Below are 22,818 nucleotides of genomic sequence, written 5' to 3'. Positions count from 1 at the left end.
TTGCGATCAAGCGTCCGACTGCCGTTGCCGGCAGTCGGAGAGGCTCAACCTACAAGGCCGCGTCGATTTTCTTGGCTGCGTCGTCGCTCACCCATGCGTGCCAGACTTCAGGATGTTCCTTCAAGAAGATCTTGGCCAGTTTTGGCGATTCGATCCGCTCTTTGGTCATGCGCCCGAGGTTCTGGTTGAGGATGTCGATTGGCAGATTGACCTTCTCCAGCACGGCCACCAGTTCCGGGGCTTCGTCGTGGAAAGTCTTGGACAGGCCGACCTTGATGGTCACGCTTTTGTCCACGCCTGGCTTCTCTTCGAGTTTGACCAGGTCAACCTGACCCATCAGCGGCGTTGGCGACCAGTAGTAGAACAGGATCGGCTCGCCACGCTTGTAGCTCGACAGCACCGCCGCATCCAGCGCCGGGCCGGTGCCTGGGCGGAAGTTGGTGTAGGTGCTTTCCAGACCGTAGCTTTTCAGCATTTCGCTGTTGTCCAGTTCACAGGTCCAGCCGGCCGGGCAGTTGTAGAAACGGCCCTTGGATGGCTCTTCCTGATCCTTGAACACGGCGGAGTACTTGGCCAGGTCGGCGATGTTTTTCAGGTCCGGTGCCTTGGGTTCCAGCTTGCGCTTGGCATCGCCTTCGATCACGTAGCGCGGCACGTACCAGCCTTCGATTGCGCCCACAACCGGAGCGCCAACGCCGACGACTTTGCCGGCCTTCTCAGCCTTGTTCCAGACTTCACTGCGGCCGACCCACTCTTCGGCAAACACCTGGATGTCGTTGCTGCTCAGGGCGTTTTCCATGGTGATGGAGTTGCCTGGCAAGCTGTCGGTCTTGCAGTCGTAGCCTTTCTCCAACACGACTTGCAGCACGTCGGTCAGCAGCATGGCGCTTTCCCAGTTCAGGCCGGCGAATTTCACCGGTTTGCCCGACTCGCACCAACCGGCTGCCTGGGTGGCCCCGGCGCTGGCCAGCAGGCCCATGGAAAGCAATGTGGTCAGCAGGGTCTTGTTCGATTTCATTGTTGTGACGCTCCTAATCATGAGTTGGCTTACGGCAGTCAAGAGGCATCCAGCCCTGTCCACGTCCAATCAGGCCTGCGCCGCAGCGCGACCGGCCCCGCTTGTTTTAGGTTGTACAACGCTGTCCTGCTCGACCGGCAGAATCAGTTGATCGGGCACGGTGCCGTGCCATTTTTTGGCGCACACGTAATACAGGGCTGCGGGAAACACCAGACCGATGATCCAGGAAATATCCACATCGCCCAGTGCTGCCACCAGCGGACCGGTATAGAACTTGGTGGAAATGAACGGCAACTGCACCAGCACACCGAACACATAGATGCTGATACCGAGGAGGTTCCAGCGACCGTAGCGACCGTTTGGATCGGCCAGCGCCGGCACGTCATAGCGCTCGCGGGTGATGCAGTAGTAGTCCACCAGGTTGATCGCGCTCCATGGCGTAAAGAACGCCAGCAGGAACAGGATGAAGGACTTGAACGCACCGAGGAACGAGTGCTGACCGAGCAACGCCATGAGGGTCGCAGCACCGACGATGACCAGCACGAAGACCAGACGCTGCAAGCGCGTGACCTTCAGCTCACCACGGAAACCGCTGATGATGGTCGCAATGCACATGAAGCTGCCGTAGGAGTTCAGCGTGGAGATGGTGACCTTGCCGAACGCGATGCTGAAGTACAGCAACGCAGCCGTGGCACCGGTACCGCCCAGACCCACGATGTAGGCCACTTCGTGACCGACGAATTGCCCGTTGGCCGACGCGGCGGCAAACACGCCGAGGATCATCGCCACCTGTGCGCCAATCACCGAACCCGCACCGGCGGCGAAAAAGGTTTTCACCGAGGAGGTCTTGCTCGGCAGGTAGCGTGAATAGTCAGCCACGTAGGGGCCGAAGGCGATCTGCCAGGATGCCGCGAGCGACACCGCCAGCAGGAAGCTGCTCCAGCTGAAGTGGCGGATTTGCAGGAGTGCGCCAACGTCGGTCTGGCTGATCAAGCGGCTGAACAGGTAAACAAAGGCAATCACCCCAATGATGCTGGCAATGCGGCCAATCCAATGGATCACTCGATAACCGAGCACCGTGACCAGCACGATGACACTGGCGAAGATGAGGATACCGACGGTGTCACTGACGCCAAACAACTGGCCCAGGGCCTGGCCGGAAAGCACGGTCCCCGTTGCGGTGAAACCGAGGTACATCAAACACACCAGCACGATCGGGATAGCTGCACCGTAAACACCGAACTGCACGCGGCTGGAGATCATCTGCGGCAGGCCAAGCTTGGGCCCTTGCGCGGCATGCAGCGCCATCACGCCGCCGCCGAGCAATTGCCCGATCAGCAGACCGATCAGCGACCAGAACACATCGCCGCCAAGTACGACGGCCAGGGCCCCCGTCACAATCGCGGTGATTTGCAGGTTGGCACCCATCCACAGGGTGAACTGGCTCAACAGACGACCGTGTCTTTCCGCTTCCGGGATGTAGTCGATCGAACGCTTCTCGATCAACGGTTTACTGCCTGCACGATCGCTGTTAACAGCCATGATTCAACCTCTGTGGATTGTTATGGAAATTCGCGTGGTTCTGCTTTTCTGTGGGAGCGGGCTTGCTCGCGAAAGCGGTGGGTCAGCCAGCACAGATGTTGACTGTGCCGGCCTCTTCGCGAGCAAGCCCGCTCCCACATGAAGCAGTACCACAGGTTTTGCGTGTTACTTGCCGGTGATCATCGGCAGGTTCAGGCCTTGTTCCTTGGCGCAATCAATCGCGATCTGGTAACCCGCATCGGCGTGACGCATAACGCCGGTCGCCGGGTCGTTGTGCAGCACGCGAGCGATACGCTCGGCCGCTTCGTCCGTACCGTCGCAGACAATCACCATGCCCGAGTGCTGGGAGAAGCCCATGCCGACGCCGCCGCCGTGGTGCAGGGAAACCCAGGTCGCGCCGCTCGCGGTGTTGAGCAGGGCGTTGAGCAGTGGCCAGTCGGACACAGCGTCGGAGCCGTCCTGCATCGATTCGGTTTCGCGGTTCGGGCTGGCGACCGAACCAGAGTCCAGGTGGTCGCGACCGATCACGATTGGCGCGGACAATTCACCGCTGCGAACCATTTCGTTGAACGCCAGGCCAAGCTTGGCGCGCAGGCCCAGGCCTACCCAGCAGATACGTGCCGGCAGACCCTGGAAGCTGATGCGCTCGCGTGCCATGTCCAGCCAGTTGTGCAGGTGGGCGTCGTCCGGGATCAGCTCTTTTACTTTAGCGTCGGTCTTGTAGATGTCTTCCGCGTTGCCCGACAGTGCAGCCCAACGGAATGGACCGATGCCACGGCAGAACAGCGGACGGATGTAAGCCGGTACAAAGCCTGGGAAATCGAATGCGTTTTCCACGCCTTCTTCCTGGGCCATCTGACGGATGTTGTTGCCGTAGTCGAAGGTCGGAATGCCCATTTTCTGGAATTCGAGCATCGCTTTAACGTGCACGGCCATGGATTGCTTGGCGGCTTTCACGACAGCAGCAGGCTCGGTCTTGGCACGAGCGCGATACTCTTCCCAGGTCCAGCCAGCCGGCAGGTAACCGTTGAGCGGGTCGTGGGCGCTGGTCTGGTCGGTGACCATGTCCGGGCGCACGCCGCGCTTGACCAGTTCCGGGAGGATTTCCGCCGCGTTGCCCAGCAGTGCGATGGAGATCGCCTTGCCTTCCTTGGTGTATTTGGCGATGCGGGCCAGTGCGTCGTCGAGGTCGGTGGCTTGCTCGTCGACGTAACGGCTGTTCAGGCGGAAATCGATGCTGACCTGTTGGCATTCGATGTTCAGCGAGCAAGCGCCGGCCAACGTTGCGGCCAGAGGCTGAGCGCCGCCCATGCCGCCGAGGCCGGCGGTCAGGACCCAACGACCTTTCAAGTCATCGTTGTAGTGTTGGCGACCGGCTTCGACGAAGGTTTCGTAGGTGCCCTGGACGATGCCCTGGCTGCCGATGTAGATCCAGCTGCCGGCGGTCATCTGGCCGTACATGGCCAGGCCTTTGGCGTCGAGTTCGTTGAAGTGTTCCCAGCTCGCCCAGTGTGGCACCAGGTTGGAGTTGGCGATCAGTACGCGCGGAGCATTGGTGTGGGTCTTGAACACGCCGACCGGCTTGCCGGATTGCACCAGCAGGGTCTCGTCGTCATTCAGGTTGGTCAGGCTTTCGACAATCTTGTCGTAGCATTCCCAGTTACGCGCCGCACGACCGATACCACCGTAAACCACCAATTCTTTAGGGTTCTCGGCGACTTCCGGGTCGAGGTTGTTCATCAACATGCGCAGCGGCGCTTCGGTCAGCCAGCTCTTGGCGGTCAGCTTGTTACCGCGGGCGGCACGGATTTCAACGTCACGAAACTTAGTAGGTTTCTGGGTATTGTCAGTCACGAAAAAGACTCCTCAGCGATCAATTCAAACCAACCCTGGCAGTGGGCAAGCCAGCCTGTGCGCGTCGTTGCGCCACAAGCGAATCAGTGGACGCTGCGAGGAGTCTCGGTCGACTCATACGCATACGTCTTTACTTGTACATACAAGCATATGCAATCAAGCGGCCAACTTATTGGATAGGCATTCAAGAAAACTTCTTGGCAGGGCTGGAACACTTGTAGATCAAGGGTTTTGGTGGAGATGAAATTTTTCGGGGGGATTTTTGCGCGAGGGTAATGTCTGTTACTTGAGCGTGGTTTTGCGCCACGCTGGGGCGTTCGGTAACAAAGTGGTGCGCTTTGGGGAACAGGAGGAGACCGGTTTCTGTGGCGAGGGGGCTTGCCCCCGTTCGGCTGCGCAGCAGCCGCAAAATTTGATGCGAACATCGTGGGCGGCTTCGCCACCCAACGGGGGCAAGCCCCCTCGCCACAGAGATTTTCTAAACAGTTGAATCAGCGCGCGATCAGCTCAATCACACAGCACGGGCCATTACTGGAGACTTCCAGCAGACCAGCATTGCCATCGAGTTGCAGGCAATCATGGCGACCCAGTTGCGCGTCGCTGTTACCCACTTGCACGTCCAGCGCTTCGGCGACACTGAACACCAGCACCGTCCCGGCCGAACTGAAAAACCGCTGCGTACCGTCCAGCCACTGCAACCGCGCGCTATAACGCTGCGGCGCGTAGATCAGGTTGAAATCGCGAATCGGCCCGCCGAGCAAGGCGCACGACACCTGGCTCTCACCGCTAAAGGCAAACGGGTCCAGCGGTAACAACGACCGTGTGTCCTGGCCATCGACGCGCAAGGTCATGCCGTCGCCCTGCAGCACGGTGATCACGCGCTCATAACCGGCGAATGTCGAGAAACCGCCGGACTCGCCAATGTCAGCAATCGACAGGCGCCAGCCAAAACCGTCCAGGCCAGTGCCGGCATCGCGGGTGATTTCTTCAGTGCTGCCGCCGCCGTTTTTCCACGGCATGCGCGGGTAATCTTTGGCGCGTAAAACCTTCATTTTCATTTATGGAACCGACCTTCCAGACGATGACGGGAACCGGGGTGGATCAAACGGGCGGCGGTCACAGGCTGACGGCCGGACCAGGTGCGGCGACGGATCAGCAGGCACGGCTCGCCCTTTTCAATTTGCAACAACTTGCATTCGGACGCCTCGGCCAGAATCGCCTCGACCACGTGCTCGCCTTCGGTCAGCGGCGCAACCTGGTTCAGGTAGGCGTAAGGCGTTTGCAGCGTGAAGTCCTGCTTGAGGTAATCCGGGGCCACCAGCGCGTTGACGAAACGGTCTTCGATTTGCACCGGAATGTCGTTTTCGAAATGCACGATCAGCGAATGGAACACCTTCTGCCCTTCGCGCATGTCCAGGGCCAGGGCGCGCTCGGAACCGGCGGCCTCCTCTTCGAGGGTGATCACCTGGCAGGTATGGCGATGACCGCGAGAGGCGATTTCGTCGGCGATGTTGTGCACTTCAAACAGGGCGGACTGGCTTTTCGGCTCGGCGACGAAGGTGCCGACACCCTGCATGCGCACCAGCAGACCGTCGGCGGTCATCTCGCGCAGGGCGCGGTTGATGGTCATGCGGCTGAAGCCCAGTTGATTGACCAGCTCGCTTTCCGACGGAACGCGGTAGTGCGGTGGCCAGTTTCCACTGTCGATTTGCTGGGTGATCATCTGTTTGACGCGGGCGTACAAGGGCGCCGGACTGTCGCCCATGTTCGCGGCCAACGGTGACACTGCAGGCGGAGTCGGCACGGTTAATCCTTGTTCATTTGGTAGAGGTTGCTAGCTTGCCGGAGTTTACCGAGCAGGCAAACGTCTGTATATGTATATACAAATAACACACGATGGGGTGCTGAACCATGTCCGCCTTCTTTGCCGAACGCGCGCTGCTGCCTAGTGGATGGGCCAACAATGTACGTCTTGAGGTCAGCGCCGACGGCGTTTTGACCCATATCCAGGCCGATTCCCATGCAGATGGCGCCGAACGGCTAAGCGGTCCGCTGCTGCCGGGCATGCCGAATCTGCACTCCCACGCCTTCCAGCGGGCCATGGCCGGGCTGGCGGAAGTGGCGGGTAATCCGAACGACAGTTTCTGGACTTGGCGCGATTTGATGTATCGCCTCGTCGGAAAAATCAGCCCGGACCAACTCGGCGTCATCGCCCGTCAGCTGTACATCGAAATGCTCAAGGCCGGTTACACCTCGGTCGCGGAATTTCATTACGTACACCACGACACCAACGGCCAGCCCTACGCCGACCCGGCCGAACTGGCCCTGCGCATCAGCCAGGCAGCCAGCTCCGCCGGTATCGGTTTGACCCTGTTGCCGGTGCTCTACAGCCATTCCGGTTTCGGTGGCCAGGCCCCGAACGATGGCCAGCGGCGCTTTATCAACAGCACCGAAAACTACCTCACGCTTCAGTCGCGTTTGCAGCCGATCCTGGCGCAGCAACCGGCGCAATCGCTCGGCCTGTGTTTCCACTCGTTGCGCGCGGTCACCCCGCAGCAAATCAGCGAAGTGTTGACCGCCAGCGACAAGCAATGCCCGGTGCACATTCACATCGCCGAACAGCAGAAGGAAGTCGATGACTGCCTGAGCTGGAGTGGGCGCCGTCCGCTGCAATGGCTGTACGAAAACACCGAAGTTGATCAGCGCTGGTGCCTGGTCCACGCGACCCACGCCAACCCGGAAGAAGTCACGCTGATGGCCAAGAGTCGCGCCATCGCCGGCCTGTGCCTGACCACCGAAGCCAACCTCGGCGACGGTATTTTCCCAGCGGTGGATTTCCTCGCCCAGGGCGGGCGCATGGGCATCGGGTCCGACAGCCATGTGTCATTGAGCGTGGTGGAAGAATTGCGTTGGCTGGAATATGGCCAGCGCTTGCGCGATCAACGGCGCAATCGCTTGTATGGCGCGGAGCAGCCGATGGTTGGCCGCACGCTGTACGACGCGGCGCTGGACGGCGGCGCCCAGGCATTGGGGCAGCCGATTGGCGCATTGGAAGTCGGCAAACGGGCGGATTGGCTGGTGCTGGACGGCAATGATCCGTACCTGGCGACGGCCAGTGGCGACGGGATTTTGAATCGCTGGTTGTTTGCTGGCGGTGATCGCCAGGTGCGTGATGTGCTGGTTAACGGCCAGTGGGTTGTGCGTGACGGGCGTCATGCCGGCGAAGAAGAAAGCAACCGGGCGTTTACCCAAGTCCTGCGCGACCTTTTGGGCTAACGCAAAACAAATGTGGGAGCGGGCTTGCTCGCGAAGGGGCCATCACATTCAACCTATTCGTTGACTGTTAAGCCGCATTCGCGAGCAAGCCCGCTCCCACATGGGGGTCTTCGGTGACTGTTAGTTCGAGGTCTTGGCCATCTTCGTATCCGACGCACGCCAGATCAGTCGCGTGGTGTCGTAACCCTGCTGCCGCGCCTTGCTCAGCAGTTCTTCACGCACCACTCCGTTGACGGTCGGGGTCCGGGACAGCAGCCACAAATACTTGCGGCTCGGGTCGCCAACAATGGCGGTTTTGTAGTCGTCGCTGACGTACAGCACCCAGTATTCGCCCTTCGCCACACCCGGAATCAGCCGCGAAAACCAGGTATCGAACTCGACCCACAGTTTGTCGGTCTTGCCCGGCACTTGCGGATAAGCCGTGCCCTGGGCTTCTTCCCATTGCCAGTCCGGCGTCAGGCAGCGGTTGAGCACCGCCACGTTACCGTCCGGCAACAGGGTGTAATGGGCTTCGGATTGCGCGCAGTTGCGCTGGAAATACATCGGCAGGCGGGCCAACTCGTACCAGGTGCCCTGGTAACGCTTGAGGTTGACGCTGTTGACCGTCTTGGGTGCTAACGGATCTACGCCAGAAGAGGCGCAGCCAGCCAATACCAGGCCAGCGAAAAGAACTATCAATAACCGCTTCATTGTTTTTCTCCCGTGGGCGCGTCGCCCCGGTTTACTTCAGGCCTCGGCCGGAAAACATCAGCACTTTGTCACCGGCGTACTGCACGCTGATAAAGCTGTTTTTGTCGCCCCAGGTGCAACTGGACATACCAAGCGCGCCCGAACAATCGGCGGGTTTGCCCAGCAAGGTTTCAACCTCGGCCTTGGCCATGCCGGCCGACAGCTTGGAGTAATTCTCCTGATTGACCTTGCTGCATGCGACCAACAACACGCAGAACGAGAGCAAGGCGATAGATCGCAGCGACATGGTGTAGCTCCTGGAGCGAAGGGGGTTGGCAGGTGCCAAGCTGAAGCTTAGAAGAGAAAACCCCTATCTGGTTCCCCGACCGCCCGGCTATTTATTGAGCCGCTCGTCTGGCATTTGCCGATAAATCAGCCACTTTCTCGCGCTATTCGGCATTTCGTCGGTTTTTGTAAAAAGTCGCCTAATCTTTGGCGCTGAGCAGTCGACATAACAGCAGCGTTAAGTCTGCCAGTGTGGCAAATTGACGCCCCCTGTTGACCCGTCCCTCCGCGGTAGCTCATTTAATGACCAGAAACATGAAGTTCAGCCACAAGATCTTGTTGGCTGCTGCCCTCGTAGTGGCCGTTGCATTCGCGTGCTTCATCCTCTTCAACGACTACCGCCAGCGCCAGACGCTGCGCAGCAGCACCGAGTCTTCGATGCAGGAACTCGGCAGCCTGACCACCAGCAACATCCAGACCTGGCTGGAAAGCCGCATGCAGTTGCTGCAATCGCTGTCCCAGCAGATCGCCGTGGATGGCAGCGCCCCGGCCAGCCTGAAACGCGCCATCGACCTGCCGGCGTACACCGGCAACTTCCAGTTGAGCTACTTCGGCAGCACCGAAGGCGTGATGACCTCGATTCCGGCGGGCAACCGCGCCGCCGACTACGACCCGCGTGCCCGTGGCTGGTACAAGGCCGCCGACAGCGCGCGGCAAACCATCGTCACCGAACCGTACATCGCCGCATCGTCCGGCAAACTGGTGATCACCGTCGCCACGCCGGTGCAGCATGAGAACAAGATGATCGGCGTCGCCGGTGCGGACATCGACCTGAGCAGCGTCAGCGCGATCATCAACTCGCTCAACTTCGGCGGTCACGGCCATGCGTTTATCGTCAGCGCCGACGGCAAGATCCTGATCCACCCGGACAGCAAACTGGTGCTCAAGACCCTGGCCGAGGCCTACCCGAACGGTGCGCCACGCGTCAGCCCGGGCCTGAAAGAAGTCGAACTCGACGGCAAATCGCAGTTCATCTCCTTCACCCACGTGAACGGTGTGCCGTCGGCAGACTGGTACGTCGCGCTGGTGCTGGATCAGGACACCGCGTTCGCCATGCTCAGCGAATTCCGCACCTCGGCGATTATCGCCATGGTCATCGCCGTGGTGATCATCATTGCGCTGCTGGGCATGCTGATCAGCTTCCTGATGCAACCGCTGCTGACCATGGGCCGTGCGATGCATGACATCGCCGAAGGTGAAGGTGACTTGACCAAGCGCCTGACCATTCACGGCCACGATGAATTCGGCGCATTGGGCACGTCGTTCAACCGTTTTGTGGAGCGGATCCATACCTCGATCCGCGAAGTGGCCTCGGCCACCGGCCAGGTCAATGAAGTGGCGTTGCGTGTGGTCGCGGCATCGAACTCGTCGATGTACAACTCCGACCAGCAAGCCTCGCGCACCAGCAGCGTGGCCGCCGCGATCAACGAACTGGGCGCCGCCGCCCAGGAAATCGCCCAGAACGCCGCCCTCGCCTCCCAGCATTCGAGCGACGCCCGCGCGCTGGCCGAAGACGGTCAGCAAGTGGTGGATAAAACCATCGCGGCCATGCAGCAACTGTCCGCGAAGATCAGCGATTCGTGCGGCAATATCGAGACACTCAACAGCAATACGGTGAACATCGGGCAGATTCTGGAAGTGATCACCAGCATCTCCCAGCAGACCAACCTGTTGGCCCTCAACGCAGCCATCGAAGCCGCGCGTGCCGGTGAAGCCGGGCGCGGTTTTGCCGTCGTGGCTGACGAAGTGCGCAACCTCGCCCACCGCACCCAGGATTCGGCGCAGCAAGTGCAGAAGATGATCGAAGAGCTGCAAGTCGGCGCCCGTGAGGCAGTCAGCACCATGACCGACAGCCAGCGCCAGAGCGAAAGCAGCGTCGGCATCGCCAACCAGGCCGGCGAACGCCTGGGCAGCGTGACTCAGCGAATCGGCGAGATCGACGGCATGAACCAATCCGTGGCCACCGCCACCGAAGAACAGACCGCCGTGGTGGAGTCGATCAACGTCGACATCACCGAGATCAACACGCTGAACCAGGAAGGTGTGGAGAACTTGCAGGCGACATTGCGGGCTTGCTCGGACCTTGAACAGCAGGCGGCGCGGCTTAAGCAGTTGGTGGGTAGTTTCCGCATCTAAGCCGTTCATGCGGGCCCCTTCGCGGGCAAGCCCGCTCCCACATTGGATTTGTGTTCGACGCAAATCCCCTGTGGGAGCGGGCTTGCCCGCGAAGACGGCATTAGCCGCGATGAAAATTCAGAACCTTGACCCAGGCCCCGAAAGAAACTCAATTTCCTCAGCCGTAGACTCCCGCCCCAACACCCCATTGCGATGCGGAAACCGTCCAAACCGCGCAATCACTTTCTGATGCCGCTCGGCATAGTCCAGGTTATCGGCAAACACCGCCCGATCCGCTTCCGGCTGCTCATCGACCAGCGCGATAAACCGCGAAACCGCCTCGTTCTGCACCGCAAGGTTCTCGCAATGCTCGAACACCAGGTAGATGAACACCCGCTGGATTGGCCGCAACTGCCGATCGAAATCCGCAGCAATGCCTTGCGCCACCAGGGCTTGGGCCCGGAGATCACCAGAGAAGGATTTGGGGGTGTCGCGAAAGATCATTCGCGGGAGTTGGTCGAGTAGCAGCACCAGGGCCAGCCAACCTTCAGGGCGTTGCGCCCAATCGGTCAAACCGCCGGCCAGTGCCTGCTCGACCCAGTCCCCGAAACGCTCGCGCGCTTCGAGGTCCTGGCTGTCGCGCTTGCCGAACCATAACTTTTCCCTGTCAGCCGCTACGTCGTTGGGGGCTTCGGCTGATCCGAACCACCATTCGAGCAACGGCTGCCAGGGCGCGGTCATTGGGTTTACTCCTTGTGGTAAGCCGTGACGCGTGCGACTTCTTCTTTCGAGCCGAGGAACACCGCTACGCGCTGATGCAGGCCATCCGGCTTGATGTCGAGGATGCGCTGGTGACCATCGGTGGATGCGCCGCCGGCTTGTTCGACCAGGAACGACATCGGGTTGGCTTCGTACATCAAGCGCAGTTTGCCCGGCTTCGACGGCTCGCGGCTGTCGCGTGGGTACATGAACAAGCCACCACGGGTCAGGATGCGGTGTACATCGGCGACCATCGCGGCGACCCAGCGCATGTTGTAGTTCTTTTTCAGCGGGCCTTCATCGCCTGCCAGCAATTCGCCGACGTAGCGTTGTACCGGGGCTTCCCAGTGACGCTGGTTGGAGGCGTTGATTGCGAATTCCTGGGTGGATTCCGGGATCGTGATGTCTTCGTGGGTCAGTACGAAGCTGCCCATTTCACGGTCCAGGGTGAAGCCTTTGACGCCATTGCCCAGGGTCAGCACCAGCATGGTCTGTGGACCGTAAATCGCATAACCGGCGGCAACCTGCTGAGTGCCTGGCTGCAGGAAGGCCTTTTCGTTCAAAGGCTCGTTCTGGGTCAGGTATTCGTTCGGGCAACGCAGCACCGAGAAGATCGTACCGACCGGCGCGTTGATGTCGATGTTCGACGAACCGTCCAGTGGGTCGAATACCAGCAGGTACGCACCTTTCGGGTATTTGCCCGGGATCTGGTAGGCATTGTCCATTTCTTCGGACGCCATGCCGGCCAGGTGACCGCCCCATTCGTTGGCTTCGAGCAGGATGTCGTTGGACATCACATCAAGCTTCTTCTGCACTTCACCTTGGACGTTTTCAGTGCCCATGCTGCCCAGAACACCACCGAGGGCGCCCTTGGAGACGGCGTGGCTGATTTCTTTACAGGCGCGCGCCACCACTTCGATCAGGAAACGCAGATCGGCAGGGGTGTTGTTGCTACGGGTCTGCTCAATCAAATAGCGACTCAGGGTAACGCGGGACATGGAAGGCTCCGGTGGAATGGGGGGCTAAAAACCCGCGCAGTTTAACGCGAGTCGGGGCGCATTTCCTCCTATCAGACGTGATACGCCCAATAGAGTTCATGTGCGGGGTTTAGCGTAGTTCGAAACCGACATCTTTACCGACTGACAAATCGCCATTCGCGAGCAGGCTCGCTCCCACAGGAGTACGCATTCCAATGTGGGAGCGAGCCTGCTCGCGAATGGCACAGCACCCACCATTCTTAAGGTTTGACCGGCGGCTTGCGCAGCAGACTGAACGCCATCACCGCCAAAAACAGCACGCTCAGCAACAACACCGCCCATAACCCGAACTTCTTCCAGTTGGTGTCAGCCGTCGCAGCGGCCACCGCTGTCGGCGCCTGTGTCACCGCGGCCCCGCTATCCACCGTGGCCTTGCCCAGTGTCGAGAACTTCGCCGGGCTGTAATCGGGGATCAACGTCGACAACGGCAAGTTCGCCGTCTTCACCGTCGCACTGCCCAGGGCCAGCGTGTACGGCCCGGCGCCGCGCGCCAGGAACACCACTTGCGTCGAGCGCACGGCGAATTTCACGGTCGGCGCTTCAGCGCCCAGGCCACCGCCGCGCTCGTCCACGGTCAGTTTCAACTGCTGCACGGTTTGCCCCGACAACTGCAATTCGTTCTGCACCACGTCCTGGCCATTCTGGGTCAGGCGGTAGAGCAAACCGCCGCTCAGCGACTGCCACGGCAGACTGCTTTCCCGCCGACCGGACAAGGTCACCGGCGCCAAACTGTTGGGCTGGTTCAACTCGACCTGCACCCGCTCGACATTCAGCCCCATCGGCAGTTGCCAGGTGTATTCGCCGTCCTTCAACCGCGTGCCGGCCAACGGTTGCGACCAGACCAACGGCAACGGCAGGCTGCGGGTGCTGGCGCTTTCGAGTTGTGCCGAGGTCAGGGTCGGCGCCGATTGCGGAGTGTTCCACAGCAAACGCAGATAGCGCGCCGATTGTCCGGGCAAACCGACTTCATGTTGCTCGACCCGCTCGTCGGCAAAGGACAGCCGCGCCACCTGCCCTTCGCCCCACGACTGCCAGTGCTGCAAGTCGTCGCTGGCTTCGATGCTGAACCGCTGGAAGCCGTCGCGCTCGCTGGTCCAGTCGAGGATCAACTGCTGCAACGGCGCCTTGATTGCGCTGGCGTCGAGCAACCAGCCGCGCAGCACTTCTTCCCCCGCTTCCAATTGGCTGGACGGCTGTACTTCCACCAGCGTGCCGTTGGCGCTCGATTGCACCCGCACACTCGGCGCGCGCTCGGTGGCGTCCGCCGAGTTGTAGAGCGGGAACCACTTCACGTCGGTCGTGGTGCGGTTTTCGGCGGACTGCGCGGTTTCCCGGGCCAAGGCATAGGCCTGGGCTTCGCCGGCCGCGTTGAACACGCGCACGTCGCTCAGATCGGTTTGCCGTGCGTTCAATTGCACACTCAGCGGCAATTCGAGGCGATACCACGGCCCGTCGCCGCTCACAGACAACGGCACCTGAGTGCTGAAGTCCGAAGGTTTTTCCTGGGCATTGGCCGACAGCGCCACGCCCAGCGCAACAGCGCCCAACCAACCCAGGTTCAGCTTCTGACTCAAGACGACACTCCTTCGGTTTCAGGGGCCGGTTTTTCAGACTCCGGCGCAGCCTCGGCACGCTTGGGCGGCAACGGGGCGAAGTAGCCCACCACCAGCAACAACACGCCAACGCCGATAAACGAGACGATCCGGGCGAGGCCGCCACGGTTACTCAATTCGACAAAGAACAGTTTGGCCACCACCACGCCAATCAGCGCGGCGCCGATCAGCCAGACTTCACGGCGATGGCGCAGATGGCCGCCGATCATCAGCCCCAGCGCCATCAGGGTCCAGACGATCGACAGACCGGCCTGCACCTGCATCGACGCCAGCAGTTGATCCAGCTCGAACGGCACGCCGCCCCAATGGTGCGCGGTGCGCGTGACCACGGCGGAGAAAAACACGAACAGCGAAGCGCCGGCGATCAGCTGCGTGGCGTTCTCTGCGTACACCTTCGGCAAGGCAAATTGCGTCACTGCGCTGCGCGACCACGCGTAGACGCCGAACAGCGCGAACAGCAGGCCCAATTCCAGCGGGTTGATCAGCGGCACATAAGGCAGCGGTTCGGCGGTACCGTCGCTGACGCCGTTCGCCAGCCAGAACCAGCCGAGCATCAGCAATGCCAGCGGTGCCGCTGCGTACACGCGGTACTCCCGAGAATACGCCGACACCGGCCATGGCCAGTTGCGCGGCGCGGCGGCCAGCACCAGATACAGGCTCGGCAGAATCGCCCAGCCCAACCAGCGCCAGGCGTTGTACTGCTCGGACAACAACAGCAAGCCGTAACGCAGCTCCAGGGCCAGCACACCGATCAACAGCCAGCAGCCGAGCACGTGGGCGGTACTGAGGACGCGTGCCGGCAGCATCGGCGCCAGGCGCCGCAGGGAAATGAAGTGCACGACGAACACCGCCGTCCACACCAGCCAGCCGAAATCGGCCGCCGGGTGATAACGCGAATGCCACGCAGAGAGCAACACCAGCCCCGCCGCCGGAATCAGGAAGGTGCAGACCAGGCCCAGCGATGGCCATTTCAATCGCAGCGACAACAGCGTCCACAGCGTCACACTCAGCGCCGCGACAGCCAACAGCAATGTCCCTTGCAGATTCACCGGGGCAAAGCGCAGCACTTCGCTGATCCACGCCAGCGCCCACCAACCTACGCCCCATACCAGCAGCAATTCGGACAAACGATTCAGGCTTAGCGCATCGAACGCCGACGCATGATTACCCAACTGCAAGCGCCAGGCGCCGACCAACGCGGCCAGGCCGAGCACCAGTGGTGTCCAGAAACCGCTGTGGGCCAGAGGTTTCAAACCTTCACTGGCCAACGGCCCCAGCAGATCCGGCCCGGCGTACAGGAACGCCGCCCCGCCGATCACCTGCAACAGCAGGCCGAAGACAAAACTCACGCGCTGCTTGAGGTACAGACTCAACCAGATGATGAACAACCCGCTGGCCGCCCACACCGCACTCGCGGTTTGCCACGGCAGCACGAACAGCACTGCGAGGTTCATCAGCGCCAAACCGGCCAGCAAGATCACCGACAAACCGCGCAGCAATCGCACGTCGCTGCGCACCATGTCATCGCGAGCCGCCAGCAACATGCCGCCAATCAGCGCCAGGCCAATCAACGAGGCGCTAAGCAACCCGCTCCATCCGGCGTTGAACACCGCAGAACCATCGCTCGCCCCTTTCAGGCGTAACAGGAACAACGCGCCGCCGAGCAACTGCACGGCAAACGCGGTGAACAGGAATGTGCGCGACTGCAGGCGCAAACCAACGAACAGCGTCGCCAACCCGGCCAGCGCCCAACTGATCGCCGTGCCGTGGGTCAGGAAGAACAACGGCGCCAGCAGATAAAGGAAGGTCAGGCCGAGACACGCCAACACTGGCAGACCTTGGCGTTCCCACTCCGACGTTTGCTCCGGCAAGGCTTTGCGCAGTTGATAGAAGCTGAACAGCAACGCGACGCCGAGCATCAACGCGCCCAGCCATGAACCATCCAGCAGGCTGCTTTCGCCGGGGCGCAATTCGCTGAGGAATGCCAGTGCGGAGCCCAGTTGCAGCAGCAAGGCAAAGGCGCGCGCCAGCGGTCGTTGCTGACGCAAGCCGAGCCAGAAAATCCCCGCGCCTTCCACGGCCCAGGCCGCAGCGGTCCAGCGTGCGTCGAGCCCCAGAGGAATCGCCAGACTGGCGAAAATCACGCCCAACGCCAGACAGGTTTCCGCCAGCAACAACGCGCGACCGCCCATCAGCAACCGGGCCAGGCCCATGTAAATCATGCCCAGCGCCAACGCGCTGAATGCGGCGGCGAAGTCCAGGTGCTGGACGAGCGCGAACTGCAAACCGAAACCCACCAGCGGCGGGCCGAACAGCAGGGTGCCGTCGACGTAATCCCCCTTGCGCGCCGACCAGTGCAACAGCGCCTGGCGATCGTCGTCCGCCGGGGCATCGGTCATCTCCAACAGCTTGCGCCGGGTAAACAACAGGCCGATGCCCAGGTACATCAGGAAGAACAGAATCAGGAACGGTTCGGTGCTCCACAGCAATTCCGGTGTGTAGGAGCGCAAGCCCCAGGCGAAACCAATACCGAAGGTGCCGACAAAACCGATCAGGTTGAGCGGGCGCCAGGCCTTGAACCAGGCGATGGCGAGGATGCCGGTATTGAGCAGGGCAAAGTAGCTGAACAATGCGACGTGATTGCCGGCGCCAGTGGAAGTCAGGATGGGCGCGGCGAAACCACCGAGTGCGGCGGCGCAGGCCAGGGCCAGGGAATCCTGGGTGATCGCCAGAATCGCCGAGAACACCGTTACCGCCACCAGCAGTCCCAGGGCCGCCGTCGGGTCGAGCAGCGGGTGCAAGCGCATCGCCGCGAACACCGTCAGGTACAACACGGCGATCCCGGTGCCTTGCAACATCAGCGCGTAATGGTTGTTGCGATGGCGCAGCCACCAACCCAAGGCGAGCAAGCCCAAGGCACTGGCGGCGACCCCGGCGTAACGCATTTCGATCGGCACCACCATACCTTCGGTGGCGTAACGCAGCAGGAACGCCAGACCGAGGAACAACAGCACCACACCGACCCGCAGCACGGTGTTGCCACCGAACAGCCAGTTGCGAGCACCGTTGATGGCGCGGTCGAAGACATTAGGTTCGCGAGGTGCGGCGGGTTTTCGGGGTTCGCGGGCGACCGGTTCCGGGGTCCACACATCGGCGGGCAGCGGACGGCTGGCTTCGCTGGCGGCGGCGGTGATCGGTTCGAGGTCGGCCGGGACCTCCCAGATCAGTTCCGGGGTTTGGACAGGGATTTCGTCGAGAATAAATTCCGGGGTTGCAACGGGCTCGCTGACTTCAGGATGAATCGCTTCGGGCGGCCTGGCTTCTGGCGCGTTGACGCCGGACACCTCCAACAACGCCAGGCGTTGCTGCACCCCATTCAGCGCCACCTGTGCCTGTTCAAGCAGCAGGCGTTGCTCGGCCGATTGCTTGTCCATACGGCCAATGCGAATGGCCTGGCCGATGCCCAACCCGAGCAATGCGCCCAACAGCGCATCGCTGAACGACTCATCGAGTATCCAGCCCAGCACCAGGCCAATCAGCATCAAGATCCATTGCATGGTCGATATCCCTAAGTGGCCCCGCGATGGGGCGATTCCGGGTACAGCAGTCTCTGGCTGAGTCTAGTGACCAGACACCCGGATTCCAGTGTGAGAGCAGATTGCATCTGCACCACAAACCCAATGTGGGAGCGGGCTTGCTCGCGAAGGCGTCGTATCAGTCAACATTTCAGTCAACTGATAGGCCGCTTTCGCGAGCAAGCCCGCTCCCACAAGGGTGAAGTTGGCGCTTAGTATATCGATCCGGCCCAACGTACGTTGGGCCTTGCTCGCAATTATTGCTAAAAGTTACTCCAAAGCCTTCCAGATTTCCGTGGCGTACTCACGAATCGTCCGATCCGACGAGAACCAGCCCATCCGGGAGGTGTTCAACACCGCCGAACGCCACCATTCTTGAGAGTCGTGCCAGAGCGCCTCGACGCGCATCTGCGCGTCCCAGTAGGAGTCGAAATCGGCGCACACCAGGAAGCGGTCGTAGTCCACCAGCGAATCGATCAGCCCGGTGTAACGGGACGGATCATCCGGCGAGAACACCCCACCGCGAATCGCCTGCAGCACGTCATTGAGACGATGGGACGCCGCAATATCCGGTGCTGCGTTGAACTCATGGTTTTGCTTGCGCGCTTCGACCTGCTGAGCACTGAGACCGAAGATGAACATGTGCTCGGCACCAATGCGTTCGCACATTTCGACGTTGGCGCCATCGAGCGTGCCGATGGTCAGTGCGCCGTTGAGGCCGAACTTCATGTTGCTGGTGCCCGACGCCTCGAAGCCTGCGGTGGAAATCTGCTCCGACAAATCCGCCGCCGGAATGATGCTCTCCGCCAGGCTGACGTTGTAGTTGGGCAAGAACACCACTTTGAGCAAACCGCGCACGGTCGGGTCGTTGTTCACTACCCGGGCGATGTCGTTGGTCAACTTGATGATCAACTTGGCCTGGTGATAACTGGCCGCCGCCTTGCCGGCGAAGATCTTCACCCGTGGTACCCAATCGATTTCCGGCTCGGCGCGAATCGCCTGATACAGCGCAACCGTGTGCATCAGGTTGAGCAACTGGCGTTTGTATTCGTGGATCCGTTTGACCTGCACATCGAACATCGCCGCCGGGTTGACCGCGATGCCCAGCCGCTCATGAATCAAGTACGCCAGGGCTTTCTTGCTGTGCAGACGTTGATCAGCGAAGGCCTTGCGGAAAGCGGTCTTCTCGGCGAACGGTTCCAGGTCGAGCAAGCGCTCTTCTGGGTTATCCAGCAAATCCGGCCCAAGGGCATCGACCAGCATGGACGTGAGTTCGGGGTTGGCCTGGTAGAGCCAGCGGCGGAAAGTGATGCCGTTGGTTTTGTTGTTGATCCGCTCCGGGTAAAGCTTGTGCAGTTCGGAGAACACGGTTTTGCGCATCAGTTGCGTGTGCAGCGCCGACACACCGTTGACGCTGTGGGAACCGAGGAACGCCAGATTACCCATGCGCACGCGGCGGCCGTTGTCTTCTTCGATCAGCGAGACGGCGCGCAGCACGTCGAAGTCGTGAATGCCTTTGGCCCGCAGCGAGTCGATGTGTTGGGCGTTGATCAGGTAAATGATCTGCATGTGCCGTGGCAGCATGCGTTCCATCAAACCGACCGGCCAGGTTTCCAGGGCTTCCGGCAGCAGCGTGTGGTTGGTGTACGACAGCGTATCTACTGTGACCTGCCACGCGGCATCCCACGCAACATCGTAGACGTCGACCAGTTGACGCATCAGCTCGGCTACGGCGATCGATGGGTGAGTGTCGTTGAGCTGGATCGCCGCGTGGTCGCCCAGGGTCAACACCGAGGTGTGCATGTTGCGATGGCGACGCAGCAAATCCTGCAGGGACGCGGCAACGAAGAAGTATTCCTGACGCAGACGCAATTCCTGGCCGGCTTCGGTGCTGTCCGCCGGGTACAGGACGCGGGAAATACTTTCGGCCCGAGCCACTTCGGCCACAGCGCCCAAGTGGTCACCGGCGTTGAAGCGTTCCAGGTGCAAATCTTCGACGGCGCGGGCACGCCACAAGCGCAAGGTGTTGACGCTCGCACCGCGCCAGCCGACCACCGGGGTGTCGTAGGCAATGGCACGGACGGTTTCTGCCGGGGACCAGACTTGCCGCGATTTGCCGGCCTCGTCGGTGACGGTTTCGACGCTGCCGCCAAAGCCGATCGGATAGACGACCTCTGGCCGTTCGAACTCCCACGGGTTACCGAAATCCAGCCAGTGTTCCGTCTGCTCCTGCTGCCAGCCATCGACAATGGCCTGGCGGAACAAGCCGTGTTCATAACGAATGCCGTAGCCATGGCCGGCGATGCCGAGGGTCGACATGCTTTCCATGAAGCACGCGGCCAAGCGACCGAGGCCGCCGTTGCCCAGAGCCGCATCAGGCTCCAGCAGGCGGATGCGTTCCAGGTCGACACCGAGTTCGGTCAACGCTTCACGGGCGACGTCGAGCAGGCCAAGGTTGCTCAGGCTGTCGTAGAGCAAGCGGCCGATGAGAAATTCCAGGGAGAGGTAGTAAACCCGTTTCTGGCCTTTGCGGTAGATCTGCCGCGTGTGGTCCATCCAGTGCTCGACCATGTGGTCGCGCGCTGCCAGCGCAATGGCTTCGAACCAGTCGTGGTCGAAGGCGTGATCCGGGTCTTTGCCCACCGCGTAGGTGAGTTTGGTCAAGACGGCGTCGCGGAATGCGGCCACCTCTGCTTCGCGAACAAGTGGTTCTTGAGTCATCGATAGGACCTCGAGCGAGCTTTGAGTTGTCTGAGCCTAGACGGTCTGACAGGCGGTATGGGCTCTGGTTCGGCAGTTTTTCCTGATAGTGCGAGATAGGCCGGCATTACATTGTCATGTACCTGAATCAATGCAGGGGCCGTGCCGGATTAACGGCAATTATTGGGCGATCCGGAAAAAAACTGGCGAAAGGTTGTTCAAAAATCCACCAGTCCCGGTATGATCGCGCGCCCTGATGCACACGCTGGTAACAACCGATGATGAAGTCCAACCTGATCGCCGCCGCGGAGATCGACCGCCTCGATACCTGGGCCAAATATTCAGCCCCGATGTGCGGTTCCTGCGTGTCGAGCTGCTGCACCTTGCCGGTCGAGGTCAAGATCAAGGATCTGATCCGCATCGGCATCGTCGACGAGTTCGAGCGCGGTGAACCGGCGAAAAACATCGCCAAGCGCCTGCAAAAGGAAGGGATCGTCGAGCGTTACAGCCAGAAGACCGAGATCTTCACCCTTCAGCGCATGAGCAACAACGATTGCCTGTACCTGGATCGTAAGAGCCGTCTGTGCACTATTTATGAAAAGCGCCCGGATACTTGCCGCAACCACCCGAAAATCGGTCCGCGGCCGGGGTATTGCGCTTACAAGCCCAAAGAAGTGGTGCGTGAGACCAGCGCCAGTCGCCGCACCCTCGAGAAGTTTTAACCTTCGCTGAGCTCCTCCGCGACTGACATAACGCTTTCGCGAGCAAGCCCGCTCCCACATTGGATTGGTGTCGTACACAAATGATGTGTCCGCCAAAGATCTCCTGTGGGAGCGGGCTTGCTCGCGAAGGGGCCGGCACAAACACCACACAAACCCCAGACAAACAAAAACGCCCCCGACCTTGCGGTCGGGGGCGTTTTTTTGTCAGCTAACTAAATAACTCAGTTACCGGACTTCTTGGCAGCGCGGGTACGCTCGCTTTCGCCCAGGATCTTCTTACGAAGACGGATGGACTTAGGAGTGACTTCGCACAATTCGTCTTCTTGAACGAATTCCAGAGCTTGTTCCAGGGTGAAACGGATAGGCGGAACCAGAGCGATGGTTTCGTCTTTACCCGAGGCACGCATGTTGTCGAGCTTCTTGCCTTTGGTTGGGTTGACGCCCAGGTCGTTGTCGCGGCTGTTGATGCCGACGATTTGACCTTCGTACACGTCTTCACCGTGACCGAGGAACAGTTTGCCGCGAGCTTGCAGGGTTTCCAGCGAGTAAGTCAGAGCCTTACCGGTAGCAACCGAAACCAGCACGCCGTTCTGACGGCCGGACATGTCGCCGGACTTCATCACGTCGTAACGGTCGAAGATCGAGGTCAGGATGCCTGCACCGGAGGTCAGGGTCAGGAACTCGTTACGGAAACCGATCAAGCCACGAGCCGGGATGTTGTACTCAAGGCGCACACGGCCCTTGCCATCCGGAACCATGTTGGTCAGGTCGCCTTTACGGATACCGATCTGTTCCATGATCGAACCTTGGGATTCTTCCGGCAGGTCGATGGTCACGTTTTCGTACGGTTCGTGCTTGACGCCGTCAACCATGCGGATGATCACTTCTGGACGACCAACACCCATTTCGAAGCCTTCGCGACGCATGGTTTCGATCAGTACCGAGAGGTGCAGCTCACCACGGCCGGAGACTTTGAACTTGTCGGCGGTGTCGCCTTCTTCAACGCGCAGGGCAACGTTGTAGAGCAGTTCTTTGTCCAGACGTTCCTTGATGTTACGGGACGTCACGAACTTGCCTTCTTTACCGCAGAAAGGCGAGTCGTTTACCTGGAAGGTCATGGAAACGGTTGGTTCGTCAACGGTCAGCGGCTTCATCGCTTCGACGTTCAGTGGGTCGCACAGAGTGTCGGAGATGAACAGCTGGTCGAAGCCGCTGATGCAGACGATGTCGCCGGCAGCTGCTTCTTCAACGTCGATACGGTGCAGACCGTGGTGACCCATCAGCTTCAGGATACGACCGGTACGCTTCTTGCCGTCGGCGTCGATAGCGACAACCGGGGTGTTCGGCTTGATGCGGCCACGAGCGATACGGCCAACGCCGATAACACCCAGGAAGCTGTTGTAGTCCAGAGCCGAGATTTGCATCTGGAACGGACCATCGCGGTCGACTTTCGGCGCAGGTACGTTGTCGACGATCGACTGGTACAGCGGGGTCATGTCTTCAGCCATGTCGGTGTGTTCCAGACCGGCAATGCCGTTCAGGGCCGAGGCGTAGACGACTTTGAAGTCCAGCTGTTCTTCGGTAGCACCGAGG

16 protein-coding genes and 1 pseudogene are annotated in these 22,818 nt (G+C 60.6%); 4 read left to right on the top strand and 13 right to left on the bottom strand.

Annotated elements, in window-relative coordinates; translation table 11 throughout:
* Positions 1-49 precede the first annotated feature (49 nt).
* From ACIQY3_RS30210 to hutC, 5 genes are all read right to left on the bottom strand, one after another.
* Complete coding sequence (locus ACIQY3_RS30210; protein ID WP_213940163.1) at positions 50-1,018, bottom strand: ABC transporter substrate-binding protein; 969 nt, start codon at positions 1,016-1,018, stop codon at positions 50-52.
* Between the two features lie 69 nt (positions 1,019-1,087).
* On the bottom strand, positions 1,088-2,560 hold the full coding sequence (locus tag ACIQY3_RS30205) for a purine-cytosine permease family protein (RefSeq protein WP_403027261.1): 1,473 nt from the start codon (positions 2,558-2,560) through the stop codon (positions 1,088-1,090).
* A 165-nt stretch (positions 2,561-2,725) separates the two neighbouring features.
* Positions 2,726-4,414 (bottom strand): urocanate hydratase, encoded by a 1,689-nt coding sequence (gene hutU, locus ACIQY3_RS30200; RefSeq protein WP_403027258.1) that lies wholly within the window; start codon positions 4,412-4,414, stop codon positions 2,726-2,728.
* A gap of 491 nt (positions 4,415-4,905) precedes the next feature.
* A complete protein-coding gene (locus ACIQY3_RS30195) occupies positions 4,906-5,472 on the bottom strand; it encodes a HutD family protein (protein WP_403027254.1) in 567 nt (188 codons plus the stop codon).
* Positions 5,469-6,179: a histidine utilization repressor gene (hutC, locus tag ACIQY3_RS30190; RefSeq protein WP_177331472.1), complete on the bottom strand. Its 711-nt coding sequence runs from the start codon at positions 6,177-6,179 to the stop codon at positions 5,469-5,471. The genes ACIQY3_RS30195 and hutC overlap by 4 nt, the downstream gene beginning before the upstream one ends.
* A 146-nt stretch (positions 6,180-6,325) precedes the next feature.
* Here hutC and ACIQY3_RS30185 point away from each other — a divergent pair, with 146 nt between their 5' ends.
* On the top strand, positions 6,326-7,690 hold the full coding sequence (locus ACIQY3_RS30185; protein WP_403027249.1) for a formimidoylglutamate deiminase: 1,365 nt from the start codon (positions 6,326-6,328) through the stop codon (positions 7,688-7,690).
* A gap of 120 nt (positions 7,691-7,810) precedes the next feature.
* Here the strand turns inward: ACIQY3_RS30185 and ACIQY3_RS30180 are convergent, their stop codons facing one another.
* Both ACIQY3_RS30180 and ACIQY3_RS30175 read right to left on the bottom strand, forming a co-directional pair.
* Positions 7,811-8,380: a lipocalin family protein gene (locus ACIQY3_RS30180; RefSeq protein WP_403027246.1), complete on the bottom strand. Its 570-nt coding sequence runs from the start codon at positions 8,378-8,380 to the stop codon at positions 7,811-7,813.
* A gap of 31 nt (positions 8,381-8,411) precedes the next feature.
* A complete protein-coding gene (locus ACIQY3_RS30175; protein WP_403027244.1) occupies positions 8,412-8,666 on the bottom strand; it encodes a hypothetical protein in 255 nt (84 codons plus the stop codon).
* Between the two features lie 281 nt (positions 8,667-8,947).
* On the opposite strand from ACIQY3_RS30175, the pseudogene ACIQY3_RS30170 reads away from it, so the two are divergent.
* Both ACIQY3_RS30170 and ACIQY3_RS30165 read left to right on the top strand, forming a co-directional pair.
* A pseudogene (locus ACIQY3_RS30170) lies at positions 8,948-9,982 on the top strand (cache domain-containing protein); the annotation flags it as partial.
* Positions 9,983-10,075: 93 nt separating this feature from the next.
* Positions 10,076-10,840 carry a methyl-accepting chemotaxis protein gene (locus tag ACIQY3_RS30165; protein WP_375538756.1) on the top strand — a complete coding sequence of 255 codons (765 nt, stop codon included), beginning with the start codon at positions 10,076-10,078 and terminating at the stop codon, positions 10,838-10,840.
* Between the two features lie 117 nt (positions 10,841-10,957).
* On the opposite strand, the gene ACIQY3_RS30160 is transcribed toward ACIQY3_RS30165, so the two are convergent.
* The 5 genes from ACIQY3_RS30160 to ACIQY3_RS30140 form a co-directional block, all read right to left on the bottom strand.
* Positions 10,958-11,560 (bottom strand): DUF924 family protein, encoded by a 603-nt coding sequence (locus tag ACIQY3_RS30160; protein ID WP_403027241.1) that lies wholly within the window; start codon positions 11,558-11,560, stop codon positions 10,958-10,960.
* Between the two features lie 5 nt (positions 11,561-11,565).
* Entirely contained in the window at positions 11,566-12,576 is a 1,011-nt protein-coding gene (locus tag ACIQY3_RS30155; RefSeq protein ID WP_109627498.1) for a class 1 fructose-bisphosphatase, read from the bottom strand.
* Positions 12,577-12,815: 239 nt separating this feature from the next.
* The gene (locus ACIQY3_RS30150) at positions 12,816-14,189 is read right to left on the bottom strand and encodes a DUF3999 domain-containing protein (RefSeq protein ID WP_403027237.1); all 1,374 of its coding nucleotides are present in this window, start codon (positions 14,187-14,189) and stop codon (positions 12,816-12,818) included.
* Positions 14,186-17,785, bottom strand: a complete 3,600-nt coding sequence (locus ACIQY3_RS30145; protein WP_403027234.1) for a DUF2339 domain-containing protein — start codon at positions 17,783-17,785, stop codon at positions 14,186-14,188. The genes ACIQY3_RS30150 and ACIQY3_RS30145 overlap by 4 nt, the downstream gene beginning before the upstream one ends.
* A 288-nt stretch (positions 17,786-18,073) precedes the next feature.
* On the bottom strand, positions 18,074-20,524 hold the full coding sequence (locus ACIQY3_RS30140; protein WP_403027231.1) for a glycogen/starch/alpha-glucan phosphorylase: 2,451 nt from the start codon (positions 20,522-20,524) through the stop codon (positions 18,074-18,076).
* A 260-nt stretch (positions 20,525-20,784) separates the two neighbouring features.
* On the opposite strand from ACIQY3_RS30140, the gene ACIQY3_RS30135 reads away from it, so the two are divergent.
* Complete coding sequence (locus tag ACIQY3_RS30135) at positions 20,785-21,225, top strand: YkgJ family cysteine cluster protein (RefSeq protein ID WP_123402764.1); 441 nt, start codon at positions 20,785-20,787, stop codon at positions 21,223-21,225.
* Positions 21,226-21,446: 221 nt separating this feature from the next.
* On the opposite strand, the gene ACIQY3_RS30130 is transcribed toward ACIQY3_RS30135, so the two are convergent.
* Positions 21,447-22,818 (bottom strand): EF-Tu/IF-2/RF-3 family GTPase (locus tag ACIQY3_RS30130; RefSeq protein WP_403027228.1); only part of this gene is annotated, 1,372 nt, incomplete at its 5' end.

Origin of the sequence: Pseudomonas sp. NPDC096950, assembly GCF_044762525.1 — a bacterium.
Lineage (GTDB): Bacteria > Pseudomonadota > Gammaproteobacteria > Pseudomonadales > Pseudomonadaceae > Aquipseudomonas.
The sequence above is the reverse complement of the archived record's forward strand: the minus strand, read 5'-3'. Positions and strand labels throughout refer to the sequence as shown.